Below are 26,101 nucleotides of genomic sequence, written 5' to 3'. Positions count from 1 at the left end.
AACGCCGCCATGACCTCCAAGCGAGCAAACGTGGTCGTGGTGCTGCCGAACCTCAAACCGGGCGGCGCCGAGCGGGTCATGCTTCAAGTCGTAAACAACCTTTGTAGCTCAGGAAAGATAACGCTAGCGCTTGTGCGACCGATAGGTGAATTGATTCCACATATCGACTCCAGAGTTGAAATTGTAGACCTGGGAGGCACGCTAGGATGGGTCACAGCACTTATCCGCTTGGTATGGCAGAAACGCCCGCGAACCATTCTCAGCACTCTGTCGGACATTAATATCGCCATCTTGCTACTGCGGCCACTATTCCCCAGTGAAGTACGAATCGTCGTACGGGAAGCTTTGATGCCAGACGGATGGATGCAGTACTGGCGATTCCCTCGGCTGACCAGATTTTTATATCGCTATACTTACCTGCAAGCGGACCGAATCATCGTTCTGTCTGAAACCATGCGGAGATCATTCCTCGGATTCGTCAACCGCTCTTCAAGAAATTTAGCTGTCATTCCGAACGCCGTGGATCCAGCCCGACTTGATTCCGTAAATAAAACGCCCATACAGGCCCCTGCGCCATATCTAATTGCAGTCGGACGTTTACACCCACAAAAAGGCTTCGATGCCCTCATCGAAGCCTTCTCCCTGCTCGGCGCATCATTAGCGGGATACCGGCTACTCATTATCGGAGAAGGTAGCGAACGGTCGAAACTGGAACTCTTGATAGAGCGACTCGGTCTATCCGATAGAGTAATCCTCATGGGCTTTATGGAAAACCCAACTGAATTAGTACGACGAGCAGTTCTTTTCGTACTGTCCTCGCGAGTCGAAGGTTCGTCCAACGCACTGATCGAAGCTCTTAGTGTTGGCACGCCTGTTCTCGCGGTAAAAGCCGACACGGGGGCCGACGAACTAATTGTCGAAGGAAAGAATGGTTTTCTCATCGGACGATGCGAAACGCAAATACTAGCTCAGGGAATCAAACATGCGCTCGCCAACGTCGCTCAACTCAACCGCAAAGCCATCGAGACACATGCTCGAGAACGGTTTTCGCTTACGGCGATGATTGATAACTATCGAGAGGTACTTTTCGGCTTAGCTGGAACAGGTGCACATACATGGTCAAAGTAACCGTGATATAGACACTGGAGGTTGCAAGAGCGATTCCCGGCACACCGAAGATATAAAACAATATAAGACTCAAACCAGCGTTAACAATCACTGACAAAATTGAGAGCCTTATCAATGAACGCTGCCAGCCGCGGGCCAAATACGCGCGCGCACCGACCAAACCTAGTATGAAAGCGGGAAGCCCGATTAAGTTGCAAAAATAGACCGAATTAATTACGGAGACTTGTTCTGGCGTAACACGTATGACGTGCGCCATCAGCCAGTCTCCAAGGATGACCCAGCCGCTCCATCCCAGCAAGGTCCAAGCGGCGGCCCATAAAACAGCAATTTTAGTCAGCCGCTGATATAAGCTCTCAAAAGTTGCACAGTCACAAGCCTGGCTGAGGCGGACCAAAACTAGGTTCATCACGCCAATGGTAGCGAAAGTAGCGAGAAGACCGTAAAAGCGTTCGCCGACTTCTAAGACCGAAACCGCGCCCTCACCTGCAAGTACCGCAATAAACCGATCCACAATGGGATTTAATCCGCTAAAGATCGACGCAAGCACAACCGGAATATAGGAATCGAGACTGCTCCAGCCTCCTTGCTCCGAGGGGAAATCTTGGTGTAGCGCCCTACGGTCAAGCCAGAAAGCTCTGACTAAATCCGCACATCCGATACCAAACATCAGCCAACCCAATTCCTCGGCCTCGGGACGCACCACTCCCCAGAAGAGCAACGGTATGACGCGCAAGCCCCAAAGCAAACCTGGCAATGCATATTTATCCCGAGCATTAAGAATACCGCTGGGAAACGACGCATAGACCGCTGCTCCAACCATGGTGAAAATGCCAGCGAATAACGGATATGGTACGCCATTCTCAGGTGGACTCGTCAGCCACACGGCAACCACTGCAGCCACACCAAGCCCAGCACTTAACTGCATCCTATAACAGCCAGCGAGTAACGGGCGCCTCGAAACGACCCGAGGTACGCTAGCATCACTCAATGAGTTGGCCATGGTGCCACAGAAATAAAATGCAACGGAAAACGCAAGAAGAAAGCGATCGGTCGCCGTGTTAGGCGAATAAAGATGCAAAAGCACAAACGGAATAAGAAAGTTGACACTTCGCCCAACAACCTGACCGAGTGTAGCCTCGATAACTTTCCGCAAGTGGTGCATTAATCGGGTAGACGTTTAGCCCAGACTGATATTACATCTCCCCGCTGCAATATTCGGTTGCTTAGCCACAGCCCTAGGCAAAGAAAACTTTTACGAAGTGTAGGCTTTCGAACCGCACGTCGGCAGGGCAGATAGGTTGTCAGTGACAACATCTCGAATCCATGGATCATCAACAGCGTAGAAAGCGATGCAGGCGTGAAAAATGTACAATGGTGAATACTGAAAGATCCGAATTGCCGAGGGCCACGATTAAGCCACCGATCAAAACGATCTGTGAAACCGTCAAATTGATACGGGACCTCGATATATACCAATCCATCTGGTTTCAAAAGCGAGCGCAAGCGAGCCATGGCACCACGTATGTCCGGTAAGTGTTCGAGCACGTGAGAAAGGTGAGCACCGCCAAACGATAGCCCATCAAGCTGCGACGCAAATAAATCGCCCTGCACGACTTTCAGTCCCTTATCCACCGTTTTTTCAATGCCATAGGAAGAAAGTTCGAGACCGAGACCATCTACCCCAGCCTGCCGCAGTGCCAAAAGGAAATCACCGGTGGCGCATCCAACATCTAATACCGTTGCGTCCCCCGTGAGTCTCTGTTTAAACGCCGCCGCCGTTTCCTGGAAACAGACGCTTGTTTCCCGAACCTGACGCTCATAGGAAAAGGCTTCTAATTCCGGTTCGAAATAATTTCGGTCATAAAGGCGCGATAGGTAATCCGGCAAGGGTACTGGATCTAGCCAACGAATTTGGCACGACCGACATCTCAATATCTGAAAACTATCAAACGGGAGATGTAAATAACGGCTAGCCATGCGATCCTTGCTTCCTTCTCCTCCGCAGAGTGGACACGCCCTAGATAACATTCTAATCGGCGTTGAACCGTCGAAATCGTTCTCCCATCGCATGCATTTCTTGCACTCCATAACATAGCCTTAGGTCGACTCATCTAAATATTAAATAACAGCTTAGTTTTCGATTAAATACCGGACCGCCAATTGTCCCGCTTGGTACGGCGAAAATCTTCTTCGACCCCTCGATAATGCAATGAAGATATTTGCTCCGATAATATACCTATCAAAAATATAAATAGCGCCGACAAAAGCAAAAATACACTCATATTGGTAAATCGTCCCTGACTTAAATAATTATAGATATAAAGACCTAGACCGCTAAAAAACAGCATAGCGCCTAGGGGAAGGAAAAGTCGCATGGGCGAGAATAAAGTGCCGATTTTCAAAATAATGATAAAGAACCGAAATCCGTCCTGCGCTATTCGGATCTTACTGGTGCCAGTCGTTTCGCGCTTTCTAGCGTGGATTGGCACATACGCAACCGGAAACCCAGATCGAAAAAAAGCCATTGTGCTGGTAGTTGGATAGGAAAATCCATTCGGCAGCAAATATAGAAATTTGCGGAAATGTCTGGCGCGAACTGCACGGAAACCCGATGTGAGGTCCTCGATTTGATGTCCGGTCATCGCCGAAGCCAATTTGTTGTAAAAGCAATTTGCGCCGCGGCGCCCAAAAGACGCCTGACTGCTAGGATGCCTTGCTCCTACCGTCATCTCGTAGCCCTGACCCAGCTTTTCCAGCAATCTCGGAATATCCGCAGGATCATGCTGTCCATCGGCATCCATGAATACGAACAGGTCGCCGTGTGCGTGCCTAGCTCCCGTCTTGATAGCGGCGCCATTTCCCATGCTGTAGGGGTGGCTAATAACCCTGACATTTTCACTATGACAAACTGCCACGCTCTCGTCGGTCGAACCGTCATCGACCACTAGAATTTCCGCGTTCGGCATTTGTCTGCGAATTTCCGGTAACAGCCATCTTAAACTGCCAGCCTCATCCTTGGCAGGTATAACAATAGATATTGCTTCTTGGCGACTTTCCCGTCCGGCGAAACCTGATTCAGTCGAGTTCATGAACTATCTATTAGCCGCTTGTTTAGGTCGGCATTAAGACTAGCCTACAAATGATAATTTTTGCGTCTGATTGATGAAATCGGGCAATCGCCTTCTTAGATGATTGATTTATCAGACACTGCTTAAGGGAGAATTGCAGAGCGGTGACTCAACAATAAATAAACAACCAGCTGTTTCTCGCGCTCTTCTCTGCAAACAACCTCGCTCACGCTAGAATCCGTTAGCAGATTGACGAAGGTCTTCCGCAACTTCATTTAAGCGCTCTTTCCATTGCTGCCTTAGAACCGGGTTCAGTGGAAGCGATTGCTTGAAAAACTCGAGCTTCTTTAAAGCCTCATCCCGGAGTCCTGCACTATTTAAGAGACCGACCATCAACACCCCGGTGTCCAGGTCCGGTAGCGCTTCAAACGCCTGCTCAAGATGCCGAACTGTCGGATCCAATTCCCGATTTTCGAAAAATAAACGCGCCTTGGCGTGGTGCAACTTAAACCGAGTGATGGCCAATCCTTGGTAGTGATGGTTAGCCAATAAGTTATCGATCAGCCGGTGCATAGCCTCCTGGGTTAAACCAAGACACTTTCGCTGCTGATATTGATTCAAAATCATTTCCAGCGTATCCAATATAGAATAGTCCACTCGAGCACGAGATAACGTAACGAGACTTTGTTCAACTTTTACGGACACATCCTCACCCAAGGCGCACGACAACTGCACAGCCTGCAAAGCTAACCCGATGTTGAAAGGATCACGGTCATAGGCATTTTCGATGACGGACAAAGCAAGCTTAACGTCGCCCCCTGCTATCAATCTATTGGCTAAAAACTGCTGTGCTCTTTCAGAAGCAGGATGCTTATCAGCCCATAACCTTGCTGCAATGTCCGGACTGCCCCATGCAGCCGTGACTTCATGAAGCACAAAACCTAGTAACAACACGTAAGTTGCAGTAACTCCAACTACTACCCGTTTGTAATTTTTCGGAACCCGCCACACTGATGCACTGATCCAGGCCAGTGGACCAAGACTGGGTAGATAATTGCGGTGTTCAAAATAAAGTTCCAGATTAAAAAGGGTGGATTCCAGCGCATGACCAAGCAAGAACCAACCTGCAGTAAAGCTGAACCATGGAAACCGCCGGCGAAGCAATATTGCCGTAGCAATCAAAACACCCCAGGCCGACCACGCCAAGAACGCTTGAGGGGATTCAATTAAACTCGCCGAAACCGCGATATCGTCATGAAATGGCCCTAGGTCCGAAGACTTAGGCAACACTATTAGGCGTAAATAAGTCCAGAGAATTGGTCCTTCGCTGACAAGTCGTTGCCAGGCTGAAAAACCTCTCTGGGTGACCTCAAAAATGTGTGGCAATTGGAGAATTGTATAACCTAGCAATACAGCGACAGGCACATGGAGCAGTCGCCTCCATACACTAAATATCCGAATGTTCTGTGGGCTATCAAACAATGTGTATTCCAAGACCCAAACATAAACAGGCAACAGGGCACCCGTCTCTTTGGTCAGAACCGCCAGGAGTGTCGCTACGCCCAAGCTGCCCACCATCATTGGCCATCCTCGACGTCTTGCGTGAACGATACGCTGACGGCCTGCTAGATAACCGACAAGACCGACCAACACAAAAGTTGCCGATAACGTGGTCATCCGCTGCACCACCATCAGGGAGGCCGATGCCAGCAATGGCTGTAATGTCCACAAGCTGAACAGCGTTAATGCAAATGGCAAGGCATACCCGCTGATATCCTCCTTCACCCGCGCCAAGCGCAAAGCGAACCAAGCAACCAACAAACCGTTGATGAGATGAATCAGGATATTGGTATATAAGAACTCTTCAGGCGAATGTGGCCAGGCGGAAAATTGCAAGGCGAAACTGGCCAGCGCAATGGGTCGCCCAAGTGGGCCCGCATCACCGCTCACTATGAAAGCCAACGCCGACGGCAGATCCTCGATGAAGGCTAGCGCTTGCAGATTCGGCGCATCATCAAAGTTAAACGCCCCCCCCAAGGCAGCCGAATAAATGAAATAAGCCGCTCCCGTTATAACGAGCAGACTTAGCAGAGCAATAGCATGGTTATGCAGCGTGGTATTCATGGCCCAACAAAAACCCCTCGCATGGAGGGGTCAAGTTTTTGTGTTGAATTAAGGAAAAACCCTTAAACAGCTGTTGACTGACGAACTCTTGAAACGTAAGCCTCCGCATCAAGTTTTTCCGCTGCCCTCTGCCCGGCGGAGAGGACGTAGTTAGTGCTTCTTAACGGCAACTAGACGGTAGGTATTTCTTGGGGATACTCCCAGTACAAGTCCAATTTACCTGCCCCGCGTCTCCTACAGTCGGGGTCATAATGACGTTTCCAGTTGTACCCGTTGCCGTCGGATTTACGGCCACCGTAATAACACCGTTTTGAACGGTAAGTGATGTTACATATCTGCTGGCAAAACTAGCCGCCGTAGCAAGGCCTGCTGCCGGGTTGTCTGCAGGGAAAGAGTTTTGCGTTTGGCGATATTCAGCTACAGTATTCTTTGCCATATCGGCCTGCCCCAAAGCTTCAGAAATCTTGGCGCGGACCGTGTAGTCCTGATATGCCGGCACCGCGACAGCCGCCAGGATACCGATGATCGCTACAACGATCATCAATTCGATCAGAGTAAAACCACCTTGCTGTCTCATATTCATATTCGCGTTCATGTCGAACTCCATTGAGTTAAAGGAGGGTTGAATAAGAAGCGTTGTTTGCTCTCGGCTAGGTTATTGCACAGGCCATGCCAGCGTTCCGGATGCAGGCAGGATGCGTGATTCCGAGATTCAGAAAGGAAAGAGAGCCCTTGAACAGGGATATGCGAGGTCAGAAACTGACGCAAAATGTCACCCTTCGGCTCCGTTAGACAAAAACGAGTCGTCTATTTTTGTGTCAGACCAAAGGCAAGAGGATTGGGCCGACTGCCCTGGCTTTCCTACCTGCAAACTCGATGAAGCCGCCACTGCCGAAAAGCGAAGCGGAAGCGATTGCCTATCGGCAAAAGAGGCATCGTGATACAGCGTTTGCCACGAATTCCGATACCAAAGGCTTACGGAGTAAGACTCCAAGTGCTGGCCATCCAATTCTGTTGGCTGACCATAGTAGCTAGAACGTTTTCCGGTTTTGCGTTGCGCCCGAGGCACGTTGGCAATCCTTTGCCGGCACACGCCGTCGGCGACGACTTTGTCGGCAAAGGATTGCCAACCTACGCATTTCCGATGCTCATCGCAAAACCGCGGAGAAAAACGCTCTATGTTGACGAGATTGCCTGCTGATAGCGATTGAGAACCGCACAACCGCCGCCCGAAAACAAGCCCGCAACGCTCTCATAAAAACGGAAATCACGCTTCGAAACCCTAGGCGTCGAAGCATAGGAACGGAGAGAAAGACGCTCCCGCTTTACTTCACTCCCTCACCGGCCGCTTATCCAGCTTCCGCTGCAAAGTCCTGCGATGCATCCCCAGCGCCCGCGCTGCGGCGGAGATGTTGCCGCCGTGCTCGATCAAAACTTTTTGCAGATGCTCCCATTCCAGGCGCCGAACGGAGAGCGGCTTTTCCTTGATTTCAACGGAGACGTCGCCCTGATCCTTGTGGAGGGCCGCGACGATCTCGTCGGCATCGGCGGGCTTGGTGAGATATTGGATCGCACCTAGCTTTATGGCTTCGACGGCCGTGGCGATACTGGCGTACCCGGTTAAGACGACGATACGGGTGTTGGCGTCGAGATTGTGGAGCCGCTTGACCAAAACCAGTCCGGAATCGTGGCCGATGCGCAGATCGATCACCGCGTACTCGGGCTCGATTTGCTCCGTCAGCGCGGTGCCGGTTTCGAGGTCTTGAGCGGCGTGCACTTCGAATCCGCGCTTCTCGAGGGCTTGCTTCAAAACTCCGCAGAACGTAGGGTCATCATCGACTAATAACAGACTGGGACGAGGGGTATCGGATGAGGATTTTGCACTGTTCATAGATCTTAATTCGGACGCAGCAATGGAAGTTCGATGCGAGTGCAGGTGCCGCCTTCGACACGAGGTAACATCTCTATTCGACCGCCCAGGCGCTCGATAGTGGCAAATGCCAAGAATAGCCCGACCCCCAACCCATGTTCTTTAGTCGTGATCGGCGCCTTTCCCAGACGCTGGGATAGCGTAGGGGCAATGCCAGGTCCCTGGTCGAGGATCTCCAAAGTCGCGCGCTCGAAGCTCCAGCGGGCGCGCAGCTTTATCCCACGCGGCGAAACATCGGCGGCATTGTTGAGAATATTAACTAAAGCGTGGGTAAGGGTATCCTCGGCCAAAATGCACGGCGGAGGCAAAGGCCCAACCTTTTCGTATTCCAACTCGGCGTTGAGACGCTGTTTCCGCCAGCTATCCACCGTTTCCTCCAGATAGTTCGTCAGCGGCATTACGTGGCCCGATTCGGCTCTGATTGCACCGGCCGACGCCGACATGACCGAAAGGGCCTTTTTGCAGCGGACCACCTGCTCCCGCAGGATTTTCATTTTTTCCAACAAATCGTCTTGCTTGGCGCCTTCACATTCGCTCTCTATTTCATGAATCAGGATCGCCATGGTTCCCAGCGGGGTGCCCATCTCGTGCGCCGCACCGGCCGCCAGCGTCCCCAGCGCAACAACCCGCTCGTTCCGTAAAGCCTGCTCGCGAGCTTCAGCCAAGCGGCGTTCACGCTCTCTCAGTGTTTTCGCCATCTCTACGACGAAGTAAGCCACGAGAACGGCACTGAATACGAACCCGAACCACATGCCGAACGCGTGCAGTTCAATGCTGTGGTCCTCCATCAGGGCCTGAACGGCGGGCGGGGCGTCGCCGTGCAAAGTTACGGCTTGAATGTCGGGAAGCGGCTGGTAAAAGCCGATGAGTATGGTGTAACACCCGGAAGTGAAGATCACCATATACCAGGTATAAAACTGGGGCAGCACGGTAGCCGCGATAATCAGCGGAAGCAGGAAAAACCAGGCCATGGGATTGGTGGCGCCCCCGGTGAAATAGAGAATCGCGGTAATCGCCAGGACGTCGAATGAAAGTTGCATGAACAACTCCATTTCGGCGACCGGGCGGGGATTGCTGAGCCTCAACCACGTCCACCAGTTGAAGGCGCCTAGCGCCGTCATGATGGCTGTAAGAGGCACTTCGCTAAGCGGTATCTCCAATCCGTAGACACTGATGAGAACGATAAGCGCTTGCCCCGTAATCATAAGATTGCGTAAAACGAACAGCCAGCGAAGGTTTTGACGGGCGTCGGTTTCCGTGTCCGCCGGAGTGGGAATGTTCATGAGCGGGTTTGAGTTCATGGAGCGGATTGTAAATGGCCGACTTTGTTGGGCGAATGCGACAATTTGTCACATTTTTGATTACTAATGTGACTGCTAGTATTAGATCGTGGTTTCTGATGCTTAAGGAACCGGCAAGACGGTAGCAGGCCGACGATCAGATGCTATCTGTAGCTGTGCGCTATAGCCTCCTCATTAAGGCAGAAGACTAGCTCTTCTGCCTTTTTTATTTCCCGATGGATTATTTCCTTTCAACACGCGAATCCTTGGATTGCGCGACAATTTGTCACATTTCGCGTACAAGTTTCACTGCTAGAATGTTAATCACTCGTTAGGAGCTGCTCCTAGCTGAGACCAGACGCACGTTTAGTGCTCACAATCCTCCTCTTGACGTGCAGGGATCTTTCTCCCTGCACTTTTCTTTTTGCGCGAACGCGCATCGCCCGGGATGCCGGATCAACCACCGCAACGAGGGTTTTTACCCATTGCCTGTGCGTTTCGATACATTTCCAGGGCTTTGGGCATGTTTTGTTTAAGCTCTTGCATGCGAGTAGCATGAGACGGATGAGTCGAAAGAAACTCTATCGGCTGCCCACCGCCCGCTTGTTCCATATTGATCCAGAGATCGATGCTTTGTTGCGGGTTGAAGCCTGCTTTGGCCATCAGTTCCAATCCGAGCAAATCGGCCTCGCTTTCCTGTAGACGACTATACGGCATAAGAACACCGTATTGGGCGCCTAAGCCCAATACCCCCATCATCACTTGGCCCGTCTGAGTAGTCGGATTGGTTATCGCTTGGATGACATTCAGCCCTTGTTGCACGGCCACCTGCTGGGAAGCTCGCTCATTCGAATGCCGAGAAAGCACGTGCGCGACTTCATGCGCAATGACTGTCGCGAGCTGATCCTGATTCCGGGCGACCCGAAGTATGCCGGTATGTACACCGATTTTCCCGCCGGGCAGTGCAAATGCGTTGGGCGATTCGTCTTGAAACACCGTGACTTCCCATTCCCCCCCTACCTCCTTAACAATCGGCCCGGCTACACACACAACGTATTGATTCGTTTGCGGACTTTGATCGATGGGCAATTTTTGTTTCATGTTGACAAAGGCCTGTGCCCCCATGGCCGCCATTTGGTCCTCTGGCATTATCATGAACTGGGTGCGCCCCAAAGGTGAGGTCGCACAAGCTGAAAGGCCCAATGTGAAAAATGCAATCAACAGAATTCTTTTCATGGAAACTCTTAATATTGTGAGACGCCCGATAATAGCCAAAGGAGTTAAGTGCTATCAATCGGTGTCGGTGTGTACGCTCGCGCCAAATTCAGTAGGGCAACTTATTCCGGTACCGCCTAAACCGCAGTATCCGCCGGGATTCTTGGCCAGATATTGCTGGTGATAGGGTTCCGCATAGAAAAATTCGGGAGCCTCGCGGATTTCGGTGGTGATTCGCCCATATCCTTTTTGGCTCAAGGCTGCTTGATAAGCATCGCGGGCAACGATAGCCAGTTCTTTCTGGCGTGGCGTATAGGTGAAAATGACCGAGCGGTATTGCGTCCCGATGTCGTTGCCCTGGCGCATGCCTTGTGTAGGGTTGTGGGACTCCCAAAATAGTTTCAGCAAATCTTGGTAACGGACTTTATTAGGATCGTAGACCACGCGTACCACCTCGGCGTGACCGGTCATCCCGCTACATACTTCTTCGTAAGTGGGATTGGGCGTAGTTCCGCCGGCGTAGCCGACTGCCGTTACATAAACACCGCGAGTCTGCCAGAATTTCCGCTCCGCACCCCAAAAGCAGCCAAGACCGAAAACCGCAATTGCCGATCCTTCCGGATAAGGCGGCTCCATCCGATGTCCATTTACAAAATGCAACTCCGGAACCGGCATTTTTTCCATTCGGCCGGGAAGAGCGGAATCGTCATCAGGCAGCGAAAGCTTTTTCGTAAACATGGAATTTACTCTTCGGTGATCTGTCAATCAGAAGCCGCATGAATATCGCCAGCAGAACCTTGTAGACTAGCAGTTTCTGCCTATTAAAAGGCAAAGTGACATTCCTTAAAACTTTTTGGTTAGACGATGAGTGAATTCGACAGTTTCCAAAGGTTCTTGTTTGAAGATCTCGGGATACGAGGCGAACTCGTACGGCTCGACGCGAGTTGGCAAGCCGTGCTCGAACGCCATCCTTACCCCCCTGCCGTCTCGAGCCAGTTGGGACAAGCACTTGCTGCCGTGCTATTGCTATCCGCCACCATCAAGTTCAAGGGGTCTTTGATTCTTCAGGCTCAAGGCCACGGACCGCTGAATACTTTAGTGGCGCAGGCAACGCACCAGAGAACTATTCGCGGACTCGCACACTGGCGCGGCGAAGTAACGGGAGAAACGCTGTCCGACATCTACGGTCCGGGGCACTTGGTGTTGACGGTCCAGAACGAGGATTCCGAACCATACCAGGGTATCGTCGCTCTCGAGGGAGACGATCTGGCCGGCGCTATCGAAACGTATTTTTCACGCTCGGAACAACTGGCGACACGACTTTGGTTAGCGGCCGACGAACAGCGCGCAGCAGGATTGCTCATCCAGGAACTGCCCGCCAAACAGCGCGATCGCGACGATTGGATGCGCGTCGAATACATGGCGGATACGGTTACCGAGGGGGAGTTACTGAATTTACCCAGTCAAGAACTGTTGTATCGCCTCTTTAATGAAGAGTCGGTACGGCTTTTCGACTCGGAACCGATCTCCTTCCGCTGTGGATGCTCGCGGGAGCGCATCGAATCCGTCCTGCTCACCTTGGGGAATCACGAGGTGGAATCGATTTTGGAGCAAGAGGATTCAGTCGAGGTTGGCTGCGAATTCTGCAACCGCCGTTATCATTTCGACCGCGTCGATATCGGCGGCCTATTTACCAATGAAATAAGACTTCCGTCTTCCCCGACTCGACAATAATCGGCCTGACACCTTTATTCGAATTTCCGGGCGGATAGACAAAAGGGGCGCTACCCGAGGAGAGTAGCGCCCCTTTTGGTAAAAAGCAGTGGCGGGTTACAGCCAGTAGACGAAAATGAAGAGGCCCAACCACACCACGTCGACAAAGTGCCAATACCAGGCTGCCGCTTCAAATGCGAAATGGTGTTCCGGGTTGAAGTGTCCGCGTATGCTCCGTAGCAAGACAACCGTAAGAATGATGGCACCGATGGTCACGTGCAAACCGTGGAACCCGGTCAACATGAAGAACGTCGAGCCGTAGATTCCAGAGCCCAAGGTCAGCCCCATGTCGGTGTAGGCCTCGTGGTACTCGACCCCCTGCAGAATCACGAACAGAAAACCTAGGGCAACCGTGGCGATCAGACCTTTGATCAATTGTCCGCGATTATTCGCCAGCAATCCCCAGTGCGCCCAGGTAACGGTTCCGCCACTGCTCAACAGGATCAGAGTATTCAGAGCCGGAACGCCCCACGCGCCCATGGGTTCGAACTCGCCGCCCACCTGTCCCGGTCCGTTGGTCGGCCACATCGCCTGAAAGCCCTGCCACAAGTCTCCAGTCGCTCCGGCAGAGAAATTACCTTCTCCGCCCAGCCACGGCACCGAGTAGATACGTGCGTAAAAGAGCGCGCCGAAGAATGCGGCAAAGAAGAATACCTCCGAGGTAATGAACCAAATCATCCCCATTCGAAACGAACCGTCCACCTGCTGGTTATACAACCCGGCGACGCTTTCCTTTATCACCGAGCCAAACCATCCGGCCATCATGAAGATCACGATGCCCGCTCCCAGCACCATTAAGGTTCCACCGATGCTCGATCCGTTAAGATAATTAGCAAATCCCACGAGCAAAGTCGTCAGGCCGATCGATCCCACGATGGGCCAGTTCGCTTTGTGCGGTAGATAGTACGCGTCTTTCGTAGCCATTACATTCCCCTGCTTTTGAAATTGTTGATCTTTCTCTCGTCAGTTCTGGTTCTTGTCGGTGATATCGAAGAACGTGTAGGAAAGGGTCATATCCTTCACGTTTTCCGGAATGGACGGATCAATCACGAATCGAACCGGCATTTCGCGCAATTTGTGCGGTTCGAATTCTTGCTCGGAAAAACAAAAGCACTCGGTCTTGTTCAGGTATTCCGTGGCCACGCCGGGAGCTACGCTGGGAATGGCACGCCCGACCATTTTGTTATCGGTCGTATTTTCGGCATAGAACTTGACCGTGTAATACTGCCCCGGATGTATCTTCATCTTGTTTTTTTCCGCACGGAAAGCGAGCGGCATGTTCTCATTGACCGAGGTGATGAATTCGATCGTCAGTTCCCGCGATTGATCGACTACATAAGCGGCGTCCGCGACCGCCTCCGTTTTCACTTTTCCATTCAGTCCCGTAACCTCGCAGAACACGTTGTACAGCGGAACCATGGCGAAGCCGAAACCGAACATTCCGACAGCCACTAAGACGATTGACCAAATCAATCGCTTATTGACTTTTCTGCTTTCTGAATCGTTCACTGACCGGATGACGTAGTAATTAATTTAAGGATCGCACCGATGTAGAGCATCAGCGCGATAATCGCGATGACGACCGCCAACAGTACGTTCTTTTTTCGAATATCCATAGCGTTAAACCACAGTCCCCGCCCTAGAGGCGGGGACCGCTTCGTTTCCTATTTGATCTCGGGTGCCGTCGTCCAAGTGTGGTAGGGCGGCGGAGACGGCAAAGTCCATTCCAGACCGTGCTCGTGCGCGCCTTCCCAAACTTCGTCGGTCGCTTTCTCGCCGCCGCGGATGGCCTTGATGATCACGTAAACGAAAATCAGTTGCGAGAAACCGAAAACGAAGGCACCGACACTCGACCAAGCATTGAATTCCGCAAACTGGGTCGCGTAATCCGGAATCCGGCGCGGCATGCCGGCCAGTCCCAAAAAGTGCTGCGGGAAGAACAACAGATTGACCGAGATGGTCGACAGCCAGAAATGTAGCTTGCCCAAACGCTCGTCATACATGTGGCCGGTCCACTTGGGCAGCCAGTAATAGGTCGCCGCGAAGAGCGCGAATACCGCACCGGGCACCAACACATAGTGGAAGTGGGCGACGATGAAGTAAGTGTCATGGTACTGGAGGTCGGCAGGCGAAATAGCCATCATCAGCCCAGTGAAGCCTCCCATCGTGAACAGGACCACGAAAGCGATGGCGAATAGCATCGGCGTTTCGAAGGTCATCGCGCCTTTCCACATCGTGGAGACCCAGTTGAACACCTTCACCCCGGTGGGCACGGCGATCAACATCGTGGCGTAGGTGAAATACAGCTCCCCGGCAAGCGGCATGCCGACGGTATACTGGTGATGCGCCCAGACGACGAAAGACAGGAGCCCGATCGAAGCCGTGGCATAAACCATCGAGCTGTAACCGAACAGCGGCTTGCGCGCAAACGTCGGGATAATCATGGAAATCACCCCGAACGAGGGCAGAATCATGATGTAAACCTCGGGATGCCCGAAGAACCAGAACAAGTGCTGATAAAGCACTGGGTCGCCGCCACCGGCTGCATTAAAGAAGCTCGTGCCGAAGAACTTGTCGGTCAGGAGCATGGTCACCGCGCCTGCGAACACCGGCATGACGGCGATCAAGAGGAATGCGGTGATGACCCAGGTCCACACGAACAATGGCATCTTCATCAGCGTCATGCCGGGCGCGCGCATATTGAACACGGTGACGATGATGTTGATCGCCGCCATGATCGACGAGATACCCAGCAAGTGGACCGAAAAGATGGCAAACGGCAGATGCGCGCCGCCTTGGAGAACCAGAGGCGGATAGAGCGTCCACCCGGCTGCCGGCGCACCGCCCTCCATGAACAGCGTGCTCGCGAGGAGCAGCAAGGCGAAAGGCAGAAGCCAGAAACTCCAGTTATTCAACCGGGGCAAAGCCATATCCGGCGAACCGATCATGATCGGGATCATCCAGTTTGCCAAGCCTGCAAAAGCCGGCATGACCGCGCCAAACACCATGACCAGGGCGTGCAATGTGGTCATTTGGTTAAAGAACATCGGATCCACGAACTGCATGCCGGGTGCGAACAGCTCGGCACGAATGACCAGTGCCATAGCGCCTCCGACCAGGAACATGATCAGGGCGGTGGTCATGTATAGGGTTCCGATGTCCTTATGGTTGGTAGTGAACACCCATCTCATGATCCCTTTGGCGGGGCCATGGTCATGATGCTCATCATGAGTTGCCACTGCTGATGACATAGCACTTCACCTCATCTACTGTTAATCGATTAATGTTGCGACTTGATTTCGGACGGCTGAACCATGTCGCCCTTGTTATTGCCGAAGGCGTTCCGCTGATAAGTCACTACGGCGGCGACTTCCACCGGATTGAGCGAATCGTCGAATGCAGGCATCATGTCTCCCTTGCCTTTCAGTACGACGTTAAGGTGTTCATCCATCGAGCCGGTCGCAACCGGACTGTCCTTGATCGCCGGGAAAGTTCCCGGGATGCCTTCGCCATTGGCCTGATGGCAACCCGCGCAACTGGAGTTATAAACCTCCTTCCCTTTCGCCATCAGCTCATCCATGGTGAAAGCCTTGGTCGCTTCGGCCTTGACTACTTCAGCCTTAGTCTTCTGCTCGGCAACCCATTGTTTATATTCCTCGTTGGTCTTGGCGATTACGACAATAGGCATGAAGCCATGATCGCGGCCGCAAAGTTCCGCGCACTGCCCGCGGTAAATGCCCGGTTTCTCGATCTTCGCCCAAGCGTCGGTCACGAAGCCTGGAATGGTATCTTTCTTCCAGCCGAGGTCAGGTACCCACCAGGAGTGGATCACGTCGGCGCCCGTGAACAGAAACCGTATCTTTTTGTTGACCGGGACCACCAAAGGATTATCGACGTTCAGCAGATAATTAGGGATTGAGGCGGGATCGATATTGGCACCCAATTGGCGGGCTTCATTGCTTTTGGCATCCAAGGTACTGAAGAAATCGATGCCTTCGTCGAGATATTCATAGCGCCACTTCCACTGATAGCCGGTGACCTTGACGGTCATGTCCGCTCCACTGGTGTCATAAGCCTTGACCATCACGCTGGTTGCCGGGATAGCCATGCCCAAAAGAATGAGGAAAGGAATAACCGTCCAAACGATTTCGAGTTTTGTATTTTCGTGAAACTGCGCCGGCACCACTCCTTTGGATTTCCGGTGATGCATGATCGAGTAAATCATGAGGCCGTACACGCCTACGCCGATCACTACGCAAATCCACAGAATCAACATGTGTAAATCGTGGATATCGCGGCTGACCTCGGTGACGCCCGGCGTCATGTTAAGTGCATAGTCGGCGTGCGCTTCCCCCCATAACACTAACCCCAACCCAGCAAGCAGTCGTCTTATCTTATTCACGGAGCCCTCTCCTCAGTCTATAGAAATGCTTTGTGTCTAATCATTTGCTATCAAACAAAATCTTTCGCAATTCGCTCGCGAGCGCCGCGCGCTCGGGCTCGGCCAAAAATCGGCCGATTTCAATTTCCTTTCCATGGGAGCGAAACGACAAACGGCTTGGGTACCCTTTTATCGGCGATTCAGTCCAATCGAGCGCAACCCATGCGCGCTGAAATCGGTAGATCTGCTCCGGTGTGCCATAACCTCGCTCCAACTGAACCAAGGTCTCCGTGACCGTAATGACTTCGCGAATCCTACAGTTTCTCAGACCAAGCCTGAAGCAATAGGCCAATAGAACCCATTCCGCCCCGGAAAATGGCAACACGAGCCACGCACCCATCGATGCAAAGCTCCCTGCGATAACCGCCATCACCAAGGCGATTCCGAGCATCAGAAACGATGCTTGACGACCGTTTAGGGACGCATTCGGCGTCAGTACGAATCGTTGGCTGCCAGGCCTAGCATCCCGTTCTGACTCGATCATTCGAACTTCCGACCTCGGCACGATTCATGAGTCGGACACCAACTCGAGTCCGGGCTCAAACAGAACCAAAAACACCTGAGAAAACCGGCCTGCAGCTAGCGCAGCTTAAGCCGCGAGACTGTAACTTATGAATACAGCGCATGCAAGATTTTATCCTTTACCACAGTAGGGAAAATATCCCGCGCAACAAACTCTTTCTCACTATTAAACGGCACGACGGCCAGCAACGGCCAATCGAGCGAATGATCCAAGGTCTCGATATTTTCGGTAGACAATAAAAAATCCGGTTCGATTTGGTTGGCAATCCAGCCTATACAATTCGCGCCGGCATTTTCGATCGCACACTGGGTCAGCAAAGCATGATTCAAACAACCGAGACGCAACCCCACCACAAGCAACACAGGGAGGCCAAGCACCCCGACTAGATCGGCCACCCGCTGCCGCTCGTTCAAAGGCACCTCCCAGCCGCCGACACCTTCCACCACCACGTAGTCGGCGGACCCGGCCAATTCCTCGTAGACCTGCAGAATACGCTGAAAGTCGATTTCTCGGCCCGACTTCTTGGCGGCGATATGGGGCGAAACCGGGAGTTCGAAAACGAATGGATTGACCTGATTGTAGTCCAGCCGAATCGACGCATTCGCCTGAAGCGTCAAGGCATCCTCGTTGACCAACCGTCCATCCTGCCAAAATGCTCCGGTCGCCACCGGTTTCATGCCCGCCACTTTCAGTCCGGCGTCCTGTAACAGCCGCATCAACCCCAAGCTTATGATGGTCTTGCCGACGCCGGTGTCGGTACCCGTCACGAAGATACCGCGCGCCTTCAACGACATTTCGCGGGACCTCTGGCACACCCATAAACGACCTCGAAGGTGGCATCCAGACCACTGCCGCCCGATTGCCGTTCATAGGCCGCGATCATGCGCCGCAACGCGCCCTTGCCGGTTAAATGGCGCGGTCTGTCTAGCGTTACATTATGAGCACCAAGGCCCTTCAATTCTCGCATCAAGTCATAAACCGAGCCGTACTCCAGCCTATGGACCTCGGCGGCGACATCGATTTCCTGGAATCCCGCCTCTCGCAGGGCCGACCTCACCGCCGCAGAATCGCCGAACCGATTGACGTGGGAGTAATCGTCGACCGATGCCCATGCGGACCGAAGTTCCTTCAGCGTCTCGGCACCAAACGTGCTGAAAAGAGCGATACCGGCCGGCCTCAAGACGCGCCCGATTTCGCGAAATACGGAGTCGAGGCCGGAACACCATTGAATCGCCACATTGGAAAAAACCAGGTCGATCGAACGGTCCCGAAATGGCATTGCCTCGGCATCGCCGCATACCAACCGTCCGGCCCCCGACTCGCCATACCGCGACTTGGCGAAACGCAGCATGCCTTCAGCGATATCCAAAGCCACGAGGTCCGCCTTTGGATACAGCTCAATCAGCCGTGTCGCCAAATACCCGGTTCCGGAACCAGCATCCACGATTCTCTCCGGAGCGAGGCTCATACCCGCCAAACGGGACAGCAGCTTCTCGCCTACCCTGCGCTGCAATTCAGCGAGTCCGTCATAACGTTCCGCGGCTGCGCCAAAAGAACGACCGATCAACCGCTTATCGGGACGGCCGTCGGAGCCGCATTCGCTGGTTGGCAAAGATTCAACAGCCATCATGTCTTGCGACGAAATCCGTAATGAACGAGGCGGTCTCCGCGGGATGCGTGAGAAACGGCAGATGGGCCGCCCCATCGATCACATGCAATTCGCTTCGAGGGTTCAGCGCTTGCATCGACGCCCCGGCGGACTTGGGAACCAATCGGTCCCGCGCCCCCAGAATAATCAAGCTGGGAACGATTGATCGACGCAAGACTTCGCGCAAATCGGCCTGCCGCAGCAAATTCAACCCGCTGTGCAGCGCCGCCCCATCGGGGGGATCGCATTCCGCCACTTTCGCCGCCAACTCCTTGACCAGTAGCCTCGCGTTCTCCATGCCGAAGATTTGAAGCCCGAGAAAATGCCGGATCGTGCCTTCATAATCCTCTTCCAAGGCTGAAGCAAACTCCGCGAGCAGCGCGGGATCGACGCCCGGCCAATCGTTTTCCGCTCCGCGGTTCTTCGAGTCGGCCACGAAACGCGCACTTCCGGCCACGACGATGATGCTTTTCGCGCGGGTCGGGCATTGATCCGCAATGTGCAGCACGGGCAAAGCTCCCAGCGACCAGCCCAGCCAGTGGGCACGCTCCGGCGCGGTCTCCATCAAGGCATCGGCAAGATGATCGATGGAAAAGTCGGCGATGCTTTCGCTGCGCCCATGCCCCGGAAGGTCGACCAAAGTGACCCGAGCCTTGGCGGCCAGCATCTCCGCAAAATCCCGCCAAATACCGCTGTGCATTCCCCAGCCATGCACCATAACGAGATCCGGCCCTTGACCGAAAGTTTCCCGGTACAACAGATCTCGCTTTCTCATCCCGAATGACCTGCGGGAGACGGGAGGGCCTCGTTGGTCATACTACGATCCTCACCCCCGTTGCTGCCGAATGTTTCAAGCGGCAGATCGGCCAGCGCCCCCAAAAGCCGGTCCACCTGAGCCTCGGTATGCTCGGCGGTAAATGTGAAACGCAAGCGCGCCGTACCCGCCGGAACGGTCGGCGGCCGAATGGCGGCGGCCAGGAAGCCGGCGGACAGCAAGACCTCGCTCGCTCGCACGGCGCTTTGATTGTCGCCTACCACGATCGGCTGAATCGGGGTATCGGATTCCATGAGACGCAGCCCTATCTGCGCAGCCCCGGTGCGGAAGCGATGTACCAGACCGTTCACTCTGTCCCGCCGCCAGGATTCTTCCCGAATCAGGCGCAGGCTGGCCCGGGTTGCTTCCGCCACGGCTTGAGGCATGGCCGTCGTGTAAATATAGGTACGGCCGCGCTGGATCAGAAACTCGATAAGATCTGCGCTACCGGCGACGAATGCGCCGAAGGTGCCGAATGCCTTTCCGAGAGTGCCGACGAGCACCGGCACATCGTCCGGAGTCAAACCGAACCGAGCCAGGCTGCCGCGCCCGCCGTCTCCCGTTACCCCGAGACCGTGGGCATCGTCGATCATCAGCAAAGCGCTCCGTTGCCGGGCCAACGCCGCCAAAGCGGGAAGCGGAGCGAGATCGCCATCCATGCTGAATACTCCGTCGCTCGCTATGAGACATCGCTTTCCGGCGGAGAGCTCCAGCTCGCGCCCCAGCGCCGCAGGATCGGAATGGGGATAACGCTTGAGCCGGGCGCCCGAAAGCAGCGCAGCGTCGAGCAACGAGGCATGATTGAGGCGATCCTCGAAAACCTCATCGCCGCGCCCCGCTAAAGCGGAAATCACACCGAGATTGGCCATGTAGCCGGTGGAAAACAGCAAGGCGCGTTCCCTGCCGGTAAATTCGGCCAGTTCTTCCTCCAATGCATGATGAGCGCGACCGTGACCACAGACCAGGTGAGCCGCGCCGGCCCCGACGCCATAGCGCTCGGCTCCCTGCCGGAACGCTGCGACGACGGCCGGATGGTTCGCGAGCCCAAGATAGTCGTTGCTGCAAAAGTTGACCACACGCCGTCCGTCGACGGTGACTTCGGCGCCCTGAGGCCCTTCGACGACCTGGCGCCGACGGTAGAGCCCCCGCTTTTCGATCTCGTCGAGCTGACCGCGCAGCCAGTTACGCCACATGTACTTTCAGCAATTCCGAGCTTTCGGAAAAACGCTCAAGCGTGATCGACGCATCCGGACATCCGAATCCCGAGGCGCCGGAAAAGCCGCTTATCGTTCTCGACGGTCGGATTTTCCGTCGTCAAAAGCTTTTCGCCGTAGAAAATGGAGTTGGCGCCGGCGAGGAAACACAGCGCTTGGATTTCATCGCTCATATCCGTACGTCCGGCGGACAAACGCACCCGCGATTTCGGCATTAGGATGCGCGCCACGGCGACCGTCCTCACGAAAACGAAAGAATCCAGCCTGGACGCCCCGGCCAAGGGCGTGCCCTCCACCTGAACCAGCATGTTGATGGGCACGCTCTCGGGATGTTTCGGCAGATTCGCCAATTCGAGAAGCAGCCCTGCGCGGTCCCGGTCGCTCTCCCCCATTCCGACGATTCCGCCGCAGCACACGTTGATCCCGGCATCGCGTACGCGCTCCAGCGTATCGAGACGGTCCTGATAGGTGCGGGTTGTAATGATCTTGGAGTAATACTCTTCCGAGGTGTCCAGATTGTGGTTGTAATAGTCGAGCCCGGACTCTTTCAGCCGCTGCGTCTGGCCGTCCGTGAGCATGCCCAGAGTGACGCAGGTTTCCAGTCCCAAAGCTTTCACGCCCTCGATCATCTCGCAAACCCGCTCGACGTCGCGGTCTTTCGGACTGCGCCAGGCCGCCCCCATGCAAAACCGGGTTGCGCCCTGGTCTTTGGCCACGCGCGCCGCGTTCAGCACCTCGTCCAAAGGCATCAAATCTTCGCGCTTCAAATCCGTGTCGTAACGGGCGCTCTGCGGACAGTAGGCGCAGTCCTCCGAACAAGCGCCGGTTTTGATGCTCAGGAGACTGCTGACCTGAACCTCGTTCGGATTAAAATGTTGCCGGTGAACGGTTTGCGCCCGATAGACGAGATCGTTGAACGGCAAAGCAAACAATGCCTCGACCTCATCCAATCGCCAGTCGTGACGCAGCGGACTACCCGAAAAATACGCTTGGGCCGCTGCATTCAACTGGAACTCTTCTGCTATTTTCATGGCTACTCCGGGAAAGACTTAAACTATGGCCGGAACCGGCGACTGAACGCTGTCAACTTCAAAAACGGAAAAACGTGAACAAGTGGCCAAACATTATACAGAATTGGCTGTATCCACCCACCTGTTTGTTATGCGGCGATCCGGGCGGCAATGGCATCGATCTTTGCCGGGGCTGCCGGCAATCTTTGCCTTATAACACCATGGCATGCCCGCGCTGCGCCATTCCCATCGAGTCCCCCGTGCCGCAGGTCTGCGGAAGCTGTCAGAAAAAGCCCCCGGTTTTCCACTCGGCATTCGCCGTGTTTCGTTACGAGGAGCCCGTCCGCCACCTGATTCATTCGCTGAAATTCGGCGCCCGTTATCCTTGCGGGCGGCTCTTGGGCATTCTAATGGCGGAAAAACTGGCGGCACTGAAAGAAACGCCCTGCGCCATCATGCCGGTTCCGCTCCATCCTAGCCGGTACCGCCAACGGGGATTCAACCAGGCCATCGAGATCGCACGTACGGTTTCGCGCCGCTTGGACATTCCGCTCGATCTCCACAGCTGCCGCCGCATCTGCGCGACCGCCGCCCAAGCAGAACTTCCCGCCAAACAGCGCCGCAAGAACCTGCGCAACGCCTTCGCGGTTGAAACGCCGATCGAGCATCGGCACGTAGCCATTTTGGATGATGTCATCACCACCGGTGCAACGGCGAAGGAGCTTGCCGGGGCGTTACGCCGGGCAGGTGTTGCTAGAGTCGATGTTTGGGCGTGTGCGCGGGCTTGACCTGAGGTTTGAATAATTTTCCTTAAAAAACAATCTCCTTAGTTTGAAGCACCACAAACATGCTGCGCTTCGCTCTCTTGGATTGAGGTTTTGGCATGAGCCGATACGCTTCCCCAAATTCTTGGTGCTTACAAGGCTTCACCGTTTTGTGGAACACATTATTAAAAGCTCTTGGTTTGTAAACCATGGGAACGATGGGTAGAATTCCGGAGTTATAACATCCGCTTTTGCACTGGCCGATCTGTCATTTTGTTCGAGAAATAATGCAGCCTTGGGTATCCACAACAATCGATTCATCCTTTCCCAAGGAACGTATCGGCTTAGTCGTACTAATCGCCTTTTTCTGCGCGCTCATTCTGATTTCCCGCTTCCAATTCCTTGTCGATTTTCCTCATTTGGCACCCGCTGCCGCAGAATCCGTCGCACAGGAAAGCAATAAGTCCGATCCTCATAAAGATCGCGTACCATCCGCCAAACATCAGACGTGCGCCGACGACGACGACGATCATGACCCCGACCGTTACCTGCTCCCTTTTTACTGTTATCCGTTGTCGCGTCCTCTTGCGAAGATTCTCGCGGCCAGCGAGAACGTAACGACGGGCTGGATTTCCAAACCGACAGTCCCACCTCCGCGCCGACTCTGATTCATCATCTTCTGTTTTGATCGGCGGCAGGCATTGATCGGCCGCCGAAGCGAGCACAGCGGCTCCGATCCGCCGTGTGATCGCGCCTGTTCCAAACTTAGAAGCTTGAGGACATGAATGTTTCTGCACCGACGGCAATCGCTTTGTCTATGGGGATCGCTGGCCTTGGCCATGCTCGGTCCGGCTGTGGCCAGCGAGCCACTGACTCTGAGCCAAATACTTGACCTGACCCTCAAAAACAATCCCGAACTCGTCGCTGCCCGCGCCCAAGTCCAGGGAGCGGAAGGCGATCTGATCACCGCCAAGGCTTATCCCAACCCCGAGATTCAAATGGGAGCCGGAGAATCGGTAGCGCGGGATGCGGGGGTCTTGAGGGGAGCTCTGGGCGGCGTCGATATCGCTCAACCCATCGAACTCCCGTATGTCCGCCGCCCTCGCCGGGAAGCCGGCGAAGCCGGTGTGGAAGCGGCCAGCGCATCCTACCGCGTTGTCAGCCTCAATGTGCTGACCCGGGTCAAGCAGGCGTTCTATAACGTGCTGCGGCAGCAGGAGCTGCTTCGTATGACGGAAGCCAATCGGGAGCTCCTCGAATCCATACGCGATAAGATCAGGTTGCGCGTCGAGGTCGGTGAATCCTCCCGCTACGAACTGGTCAAGGCGGAAGCGGAACTGCTGGGGGCCACCAAAAACCGGGAAAGCGCCGCCTTGCGCGTAGAACAGGCAAAAACCGCCCTGCGCGCCTTTGTCGGCGGCGCATTGCCTCCCAAGATAGAAATCGTCGGCGAACTGCCGTCCGAAATTCCTCCCCCCGACCTCGATAAACTCCGGGATAGCGTCTTGCAAAATCACCCGGCCCTAGTTCAGGCGCGCGCGGAAGTCGACCGGGCCAAGTCCCAGCTCGAACTGGAACAGGCTCTGCGCTATCCCCAACCCACCATAAAAGCCGGCGTCTATCGTGAGCCCCACCTGGAGCAATGGCGGGTGGACCTCATCGTGCCGCTTCCTCTGTGGAATCAGCGGCAAGGCCCCATCGCCCGCGCCGCCGCCGACCGGGCGCGGGCGGACGCCCTAGCGAATCAGCAGCAACTGAGCCTCGTATACGAACTGGACACCGCGATTACCGCCTTCCGCATCGCCAGTCAGCAAATCGAGACCTTCGAATCCGGCCTGCTGCGCGAAGCCGAATCGGCACTGAAAGTCGCCGAAGCCGCCTACCGCCTCGGCGAAAGAGGCATTCTCGATTATTTGGATGCCCAGCGCACCTTTCAAGCGGTACGCGTCGACTACATCAACGCCTTGTTCGATAAGAACGCCGCGCTGCTCGAAATCGAGCGGCTTCGGGCTCAGGACTATCAGGATCAGCCGTTATGAAAAAACCCATATTTTTTGCGTTGCTTGCACTTGGCGTCTGGCCCGTCTTCGGACAGCAGGAGCTCCAAAATGCGGAGACGACCGCCGAGATTGCCGTCAAGGCGCCCCCATCATTACTTGAACGACTCAAAATCGAACCTGTCACATCGACGGAAATCGGCGAAACCCTTCATTTGCCGGGCCGGGTCACATTGAACGAGCACCGAGTGGCTCGCGTCGGGCCGAGCGTCACCGGCCGGGTGACCAACGTAATGGCCTTCATTGGACAAAACGTGCGCCAAGGTGAGCGCTTGGCGACCATCAACAGCACCGAGCTGAGCATCGCTCAGGCCGCATATTTGAAAGCCAAGACGCAAATGAACCTGCACCGGCTGGCGGTCGACCGGGCGCGCCGGCTGCTGAAAGCCGACGTGATCAGCCGTGCGGAGCTCACCGAGCGGGAAAGCGAATTGACGGAAGTCGAGGTGGAAGTCCGCGCCAGCGCGGACCAACTGGCGGTAATGGGCATGAGCGAGAACGCCATTCAACGCCTGTCGAACAGCGGCCAGATCGATTCGGTGATCCCGGTCACGGCTACGCTGTCGGGAACGGTCATCGAGCGGGAGATTTCCATAGGCCAAATCGTCCAGCCCGCCGATGACTTGTTCACGATCGCCGATCTGTCCGAAGTCTGGGTCGTAGCCGAAGCACCGGAGCAGAAAGCCTATCTGGTCGAAATAGGAGGCCGGGCCGAGGTGCAGATTCCGGCGCTGCCCGGACAGAAAATCACCGGCAAGGTGATCTACGTGGCGGATATCGTCAATCCATCGACTCGCACGGTGACCGTGCGCATGGAGCTCGAAAACCCGGAACGCAAGATCAAACCGGAAATGCTGGCGACCATGGTCATTCATCGGCCCCGAATCACCTCGCTCAATATCCCGGCCAAAGCCGTCGTGAGAACCGGCGACCGGGACTATGTGTTCGTGCATGCGACCGAAGACCAGTTCGTATTGACACCGGTATCCTTGGGCCCGGATCTGGGCGGACTCCGCCGGGTCATCGCGGGATTGACCGAAGGACAGCGGATAGTCGTCGATGGCGCGTTCCATCTGAACAACGAGCGTATCCGCAAAGAGCTGGAGTAGGCC

The 26,101-nt window shown here is 54.5% G+C and carries 25 protein-coding genes; 5 read left to right on the top strand and 20 right to left on the bottom strand.

The genetic code is table 11. The features are described 5' to 3' along the window. The first annotated feature begins 9 nt into the window (after positions 1-9). Complete coding sequence (locus ACWJJK_RS02770) at positions 10-1,128, top strand: glycosyltransferase (protein ID WP_434131158.1); 1,119 nt, start codon at positions 10-12, stop codon at positions 1,126-1,128. On the opposite strand, the gene ACWJJK_RS02765 is transcribed toward ACWJJK_RS02770, so the two are convergent. From ACWJJK_RS02765 to msrA, 9 genes are all read right to left on the bottom strand, one after another. Next, on the bottom strand, positions 1,052-2,053 hold the full coding sequence (locus tag ACWJJK_RS02765; protein WP_434131161.1) for a lipid II flippase MurJ: 1,002 nt from the start codon (positions 2,051-2,053) through the stop codon (positions 1,052-1,054). The two genes, ACWJJK_RS02770 and ACWJJK_RS02765, sit on opposite strands and share 77 nt — an antisense overlap. A 236-nt stretch (positions 2,054-2,289) precedes the next feature. Then, entirely contained in the window at positions 2,290-3,105 is an 816-nt protein-coding gene (locus tag ACWJJK_RS02760) for a methyltransferase domain-containing protein (RefSeq protein WP_434131162.1), read from the bottom strand. Positions 3,106-3,269: 164 nt separating this feature from the next. Then, positions 3,270-4,217 carry a glycosyltransferase gene (locus ACWJJK_RS02755; RefSeq protein ID WP_434131164.1) on the bottom strand — a complete coding sequence of 316 codons (948 nt, stop codon included), beginning with the start codon at positions 4,215-4,217 and terminating at the stop codon, positions 3,270-3,272. Positions 4,218-4,427: 210 nt separating this feature from the next. Then, positions 4,428-6,320: a hypothetical protein gene (locus tag ACWJJK_RS02750; RefSeq protein WP_434131167.1), complete on the bottom strand. Its 1,893-nt coding sequence runs from the start codon at positions 6,318-6,320 to the stop codon at positions 4,428-4,430. A 160-nt stretch (positions 6,321-6,480) separates the two neighbouring features. Continuing rightward, positions 6,481-6,915: a pilin gene (locus ACWJJK_RS02745; RefSeq protein ID WP_434131169.1), complete on the bottom strand. Its 435-nt coding sequence runs from the start codon at positions 6,913-6,915 to the stop codon at positions 6,481-6,483. Between the two features lie 735 nt (positions 6,916-7,650). Further along, complete coding sequence (locus ACWJJK_RS02740) at positions 7,651-8,211, bottom strand: response regulator transcription factor (protein ID WP_434131171.1); 561 nt, start codon at positions 8,209-8,211, stop codon at positions 7,651-7,653. A gap of 5 nt (positions 8,212-8,216) precedes the next feature. Next, the gene (locus tag ACWJJK_RS02735; RefSeq protein ID WP_077728526.1) at positions 8,217-9,533 is read right to left on the bottom strand and encodes an ATP-binding protein; all 1,317 of its coding nucleotides are present in this window, start codon (positions 9,531-9,533) and stop codon (positions 8,217-8,219) included. A 453-nt stretch (positions 9,534-9,986) separates the two neighbouring features. Beyond that, positions 9,987-10,766 (bottom strand): M48 family metallopeptidase, encoded by a 780-nt coding sequence (locus tag ACWJJK_RS02730; RefSeq protein ID WP_156880836.1) that lies wholly within the window; start codon positions 10,764-10,766, stop codon positions 9,987-9,989. A gap of 54 nt (positions 10,767-10,820) precedes the next feature. After that, positions 10,821-11,483: a peptide-methionine (S)-S-oxide reductase MsrA gene (gene msrA, locus ACWJJK_RS02725; RefSeq protein ID WP_454128628.1), complete on the bottom strand. Its 663-nt coding sequence runs from the start codon at positions 11,481-11,483 to the stop codon at positions 10,821-10,823. A gap of 126 nt (positions 11,484-11,609) precedes the next feature. Between msrA and hslO the strand changes: the two genes are divergently transcribed. Continuing rightward, positions 11,610-12,479, top strand: a complete 870-nt coding sequence (gene hslO / locus ACWJJK_RS02720) for an Hsp33 family molecular chaperone HslO (protein WP_454128627.1) — start codon at positions 11,610-11,612, stop codon at positions 12,477-12,479. A 96-nt stretch (positions 12,480-12,575) separates the two neighbouring features. Here the strand turns inward: hslO and ACWJJK_RS02715 are convergent, their stop codons facing one another. The 10 genes from ACWJJK_RS02715 to bioB form a co-directional block, all read right to left on the bottom strand. Next, positions 12,576-13,442, bottom strand: a complete 867-nt coding sequence (locus tag ACWJJK_RS02715; RefSeq protein ID WP_454128626.1) for a cytochrome c oxidase subunit 3 — start codon at positions 13,440-13,442, stop codon at positions 12,576-12,578. A gap of 39 nt (positions 13,443-13,481) precedes the next feature. Next, entirely contained in the window at positions 13,482-14,027 is a 546-nt protein-coding gene (locus ACWJJK_RS02710) for a cytochrome c oxidase assembly protein (protein WP_077728531.1), read from the bottom strand. Between the two features lie 155 nt (positions 14,028-14,182). After that, positions 14,183-15,769, bottom strand: coding sequence for a cytochrome c oxidase subunit I (gene ctaD, locus ACWJJK_RS02705; RefSeq protein ID WP_086135132.1), 1,587 nt, complete (start codon positions 15,767-15,769; stop codon positions 14,183-14,185). Positions 15,770-15,798: 29 nt separating this feature from the next. Then, a complete protein-coding gene (gene coxB, locus ACWJJK_RS02700) occupies positions 15,799-16,920 on the bottom strand; it encodes a cytochrome c oxidase subunit II (RefSeq protein ID WP_077732746.1) in 1,122 nt (373 codons plus the stop codon). A gap of 40 nt (positions 16,921-16,960) precedes the next feature. Continuing rightward, complete coding sequence (locus ACWJJK_RS02695; protein ID WP_210023756.1) at positions 16,961-17,443, bottom strand: DUF2244 domain-containing protein; 483 nt, start codon at positions 17,441-17,443, stop codon at positions 16,961-16,963. A gap of 125 nt (positions 17,444-17,568) precedes the next feature. Further along, entirely contained in the window at positions 17,569-18,276 is a 708-nt protein-coding gene (bioD, locus tag ACWJJK_RS02690) for a dethiobiotin synthase (protein ID WP_210023755.1), read from the bottom strand. Continuing rightward, positions 18,267-19,112 (bottom strand): malonyl-ACP O-methyltransferase BioC, encoded by an 846-nt coding sequence (gene bioC, locus ACWJJK_RS02685; protein WP_347257320.1) that lies wholly within the window; start codon positions 19,110-19,112, stop codon positions 18,267-18,269. The genes bioD and bioC overlap by 10 nt, the downstream gene beginning before the upstream one ends. Further along, entirely contained in the window at positions 19,099-19,905 is an 807-nt protein-coding gene (gene bioH, locus ACWJJK_RS02680; protein ID WP_077732743.1) for a pimeloyl-ACP methyl ester esterase BioH, read from the bottom strand. The genes bioC and bioH overlap by 14 nt, the downstream gene beginning before the upstream one ends. Then, positions 19,902-21,137: an 8-amino-7-oxononanoate synthase gene (gene bioF, locus ACWJJK_RS02675; protein ID WP_210023753.1), complete on the bottom strand. Its 1,236-nt coding sequence runs from the start codon at positions 21,135-21,137 to the stop codon at positions 19,902-19,904. Before bioF ends, bioH begins: the two co-directional genes overlap by 4 nt. A 35-nt stretch (positions 21,138-21,172) precedes the next feature. Next, on the bottom strand, positions 21,173-22,189 hold the full coding sequence (gene bioB, locus ACWJJK_RS02670; protein WP_210023752.1) for a biotin synthase BioB: 1,017 nt from the start codon (positions 22,187-22,189) through the stop codon (positions 21,173-21,175). A gap of 74 nt (positions 22,190-22,263) precedes the next feature. Here bioB and ACWJJK_RS02665 point away from each other — a divergent pair, with 74 nt between their 5' ends. Continuing rightward, the gene (locus ACWJJK_RS02665; protein WP_210023751.1) at positions 22,264-22,956 is read left to right on the top strand and encodes a ComF family protein; all 693 of its coding nucleotides are present in this window, start codon (positions 22,264-22,266) and stop codon (positions 22,954-22,956) included. A 329-nt stretch (positions 22,957-23,285) separates the two neighbouring features. On the opposite strand, the gene ACWJJK_RS02660 is transcribed toward ACWJJK_RS02665, so the two are convergent. After that, on the bottom strand, positions 23,286-23,465 hold the full coding sequence (locus ACWJJK_RS02660; protein WP_139841141.1) for a hypothetical protein: 180 nt from the start codon (positions 23,463-23,465) through the stop codon (positions 23,286-23,288). Positions 23,466-23,717: 252 nt separating this feature from the next. Here ACWJJK_RS02660 and ACWJJK_RS02655 point away from each other — a divergent pair, with 252 nt between their 5' ends. Both ACWJJK_RS02655 and ACWJJK_RS02650 read left to right on the top strand, forming a co-directional pair. Beyond that, the gene (locus ACWJJK_RS02655; protein WP_454128625.1) at positions 23,718-24,971 is read left to right on the top strand and encodes a TolC family protein; all 1,254 of its coding nucleotides are present in this window, start codon (positions 23,718-23,720) and stop codon (positions 24,969-24,971) included. After that, the gene (locus tag ACWJJK_RS02650; protein ID WP_077732737.1) at positions 24,968-26,098 is read left to right on the top strand and encodes an efflux RND transporter periplasmic adaptor subunit; all 1,131 of its coding nucleotides are present in this window, start codon (positions 24,968-24,970) and stop codon (positions 26,096-26,098) included. The genes ACWJJK_RS02655 and ACWJJK_RS02650 overlap by 4 nt, the downstream gene beginning before the upstream one ends. Positions 26,099-26,101: the final 3 nt, after the last annotated feature.

The organism is Methylocaldum gracile, assembly GCF_053646815.1.
Note: the sequence above shows the minus strand (reverse complement) of the source record. Positions and strands in the feature narration are given on the sequence as shown.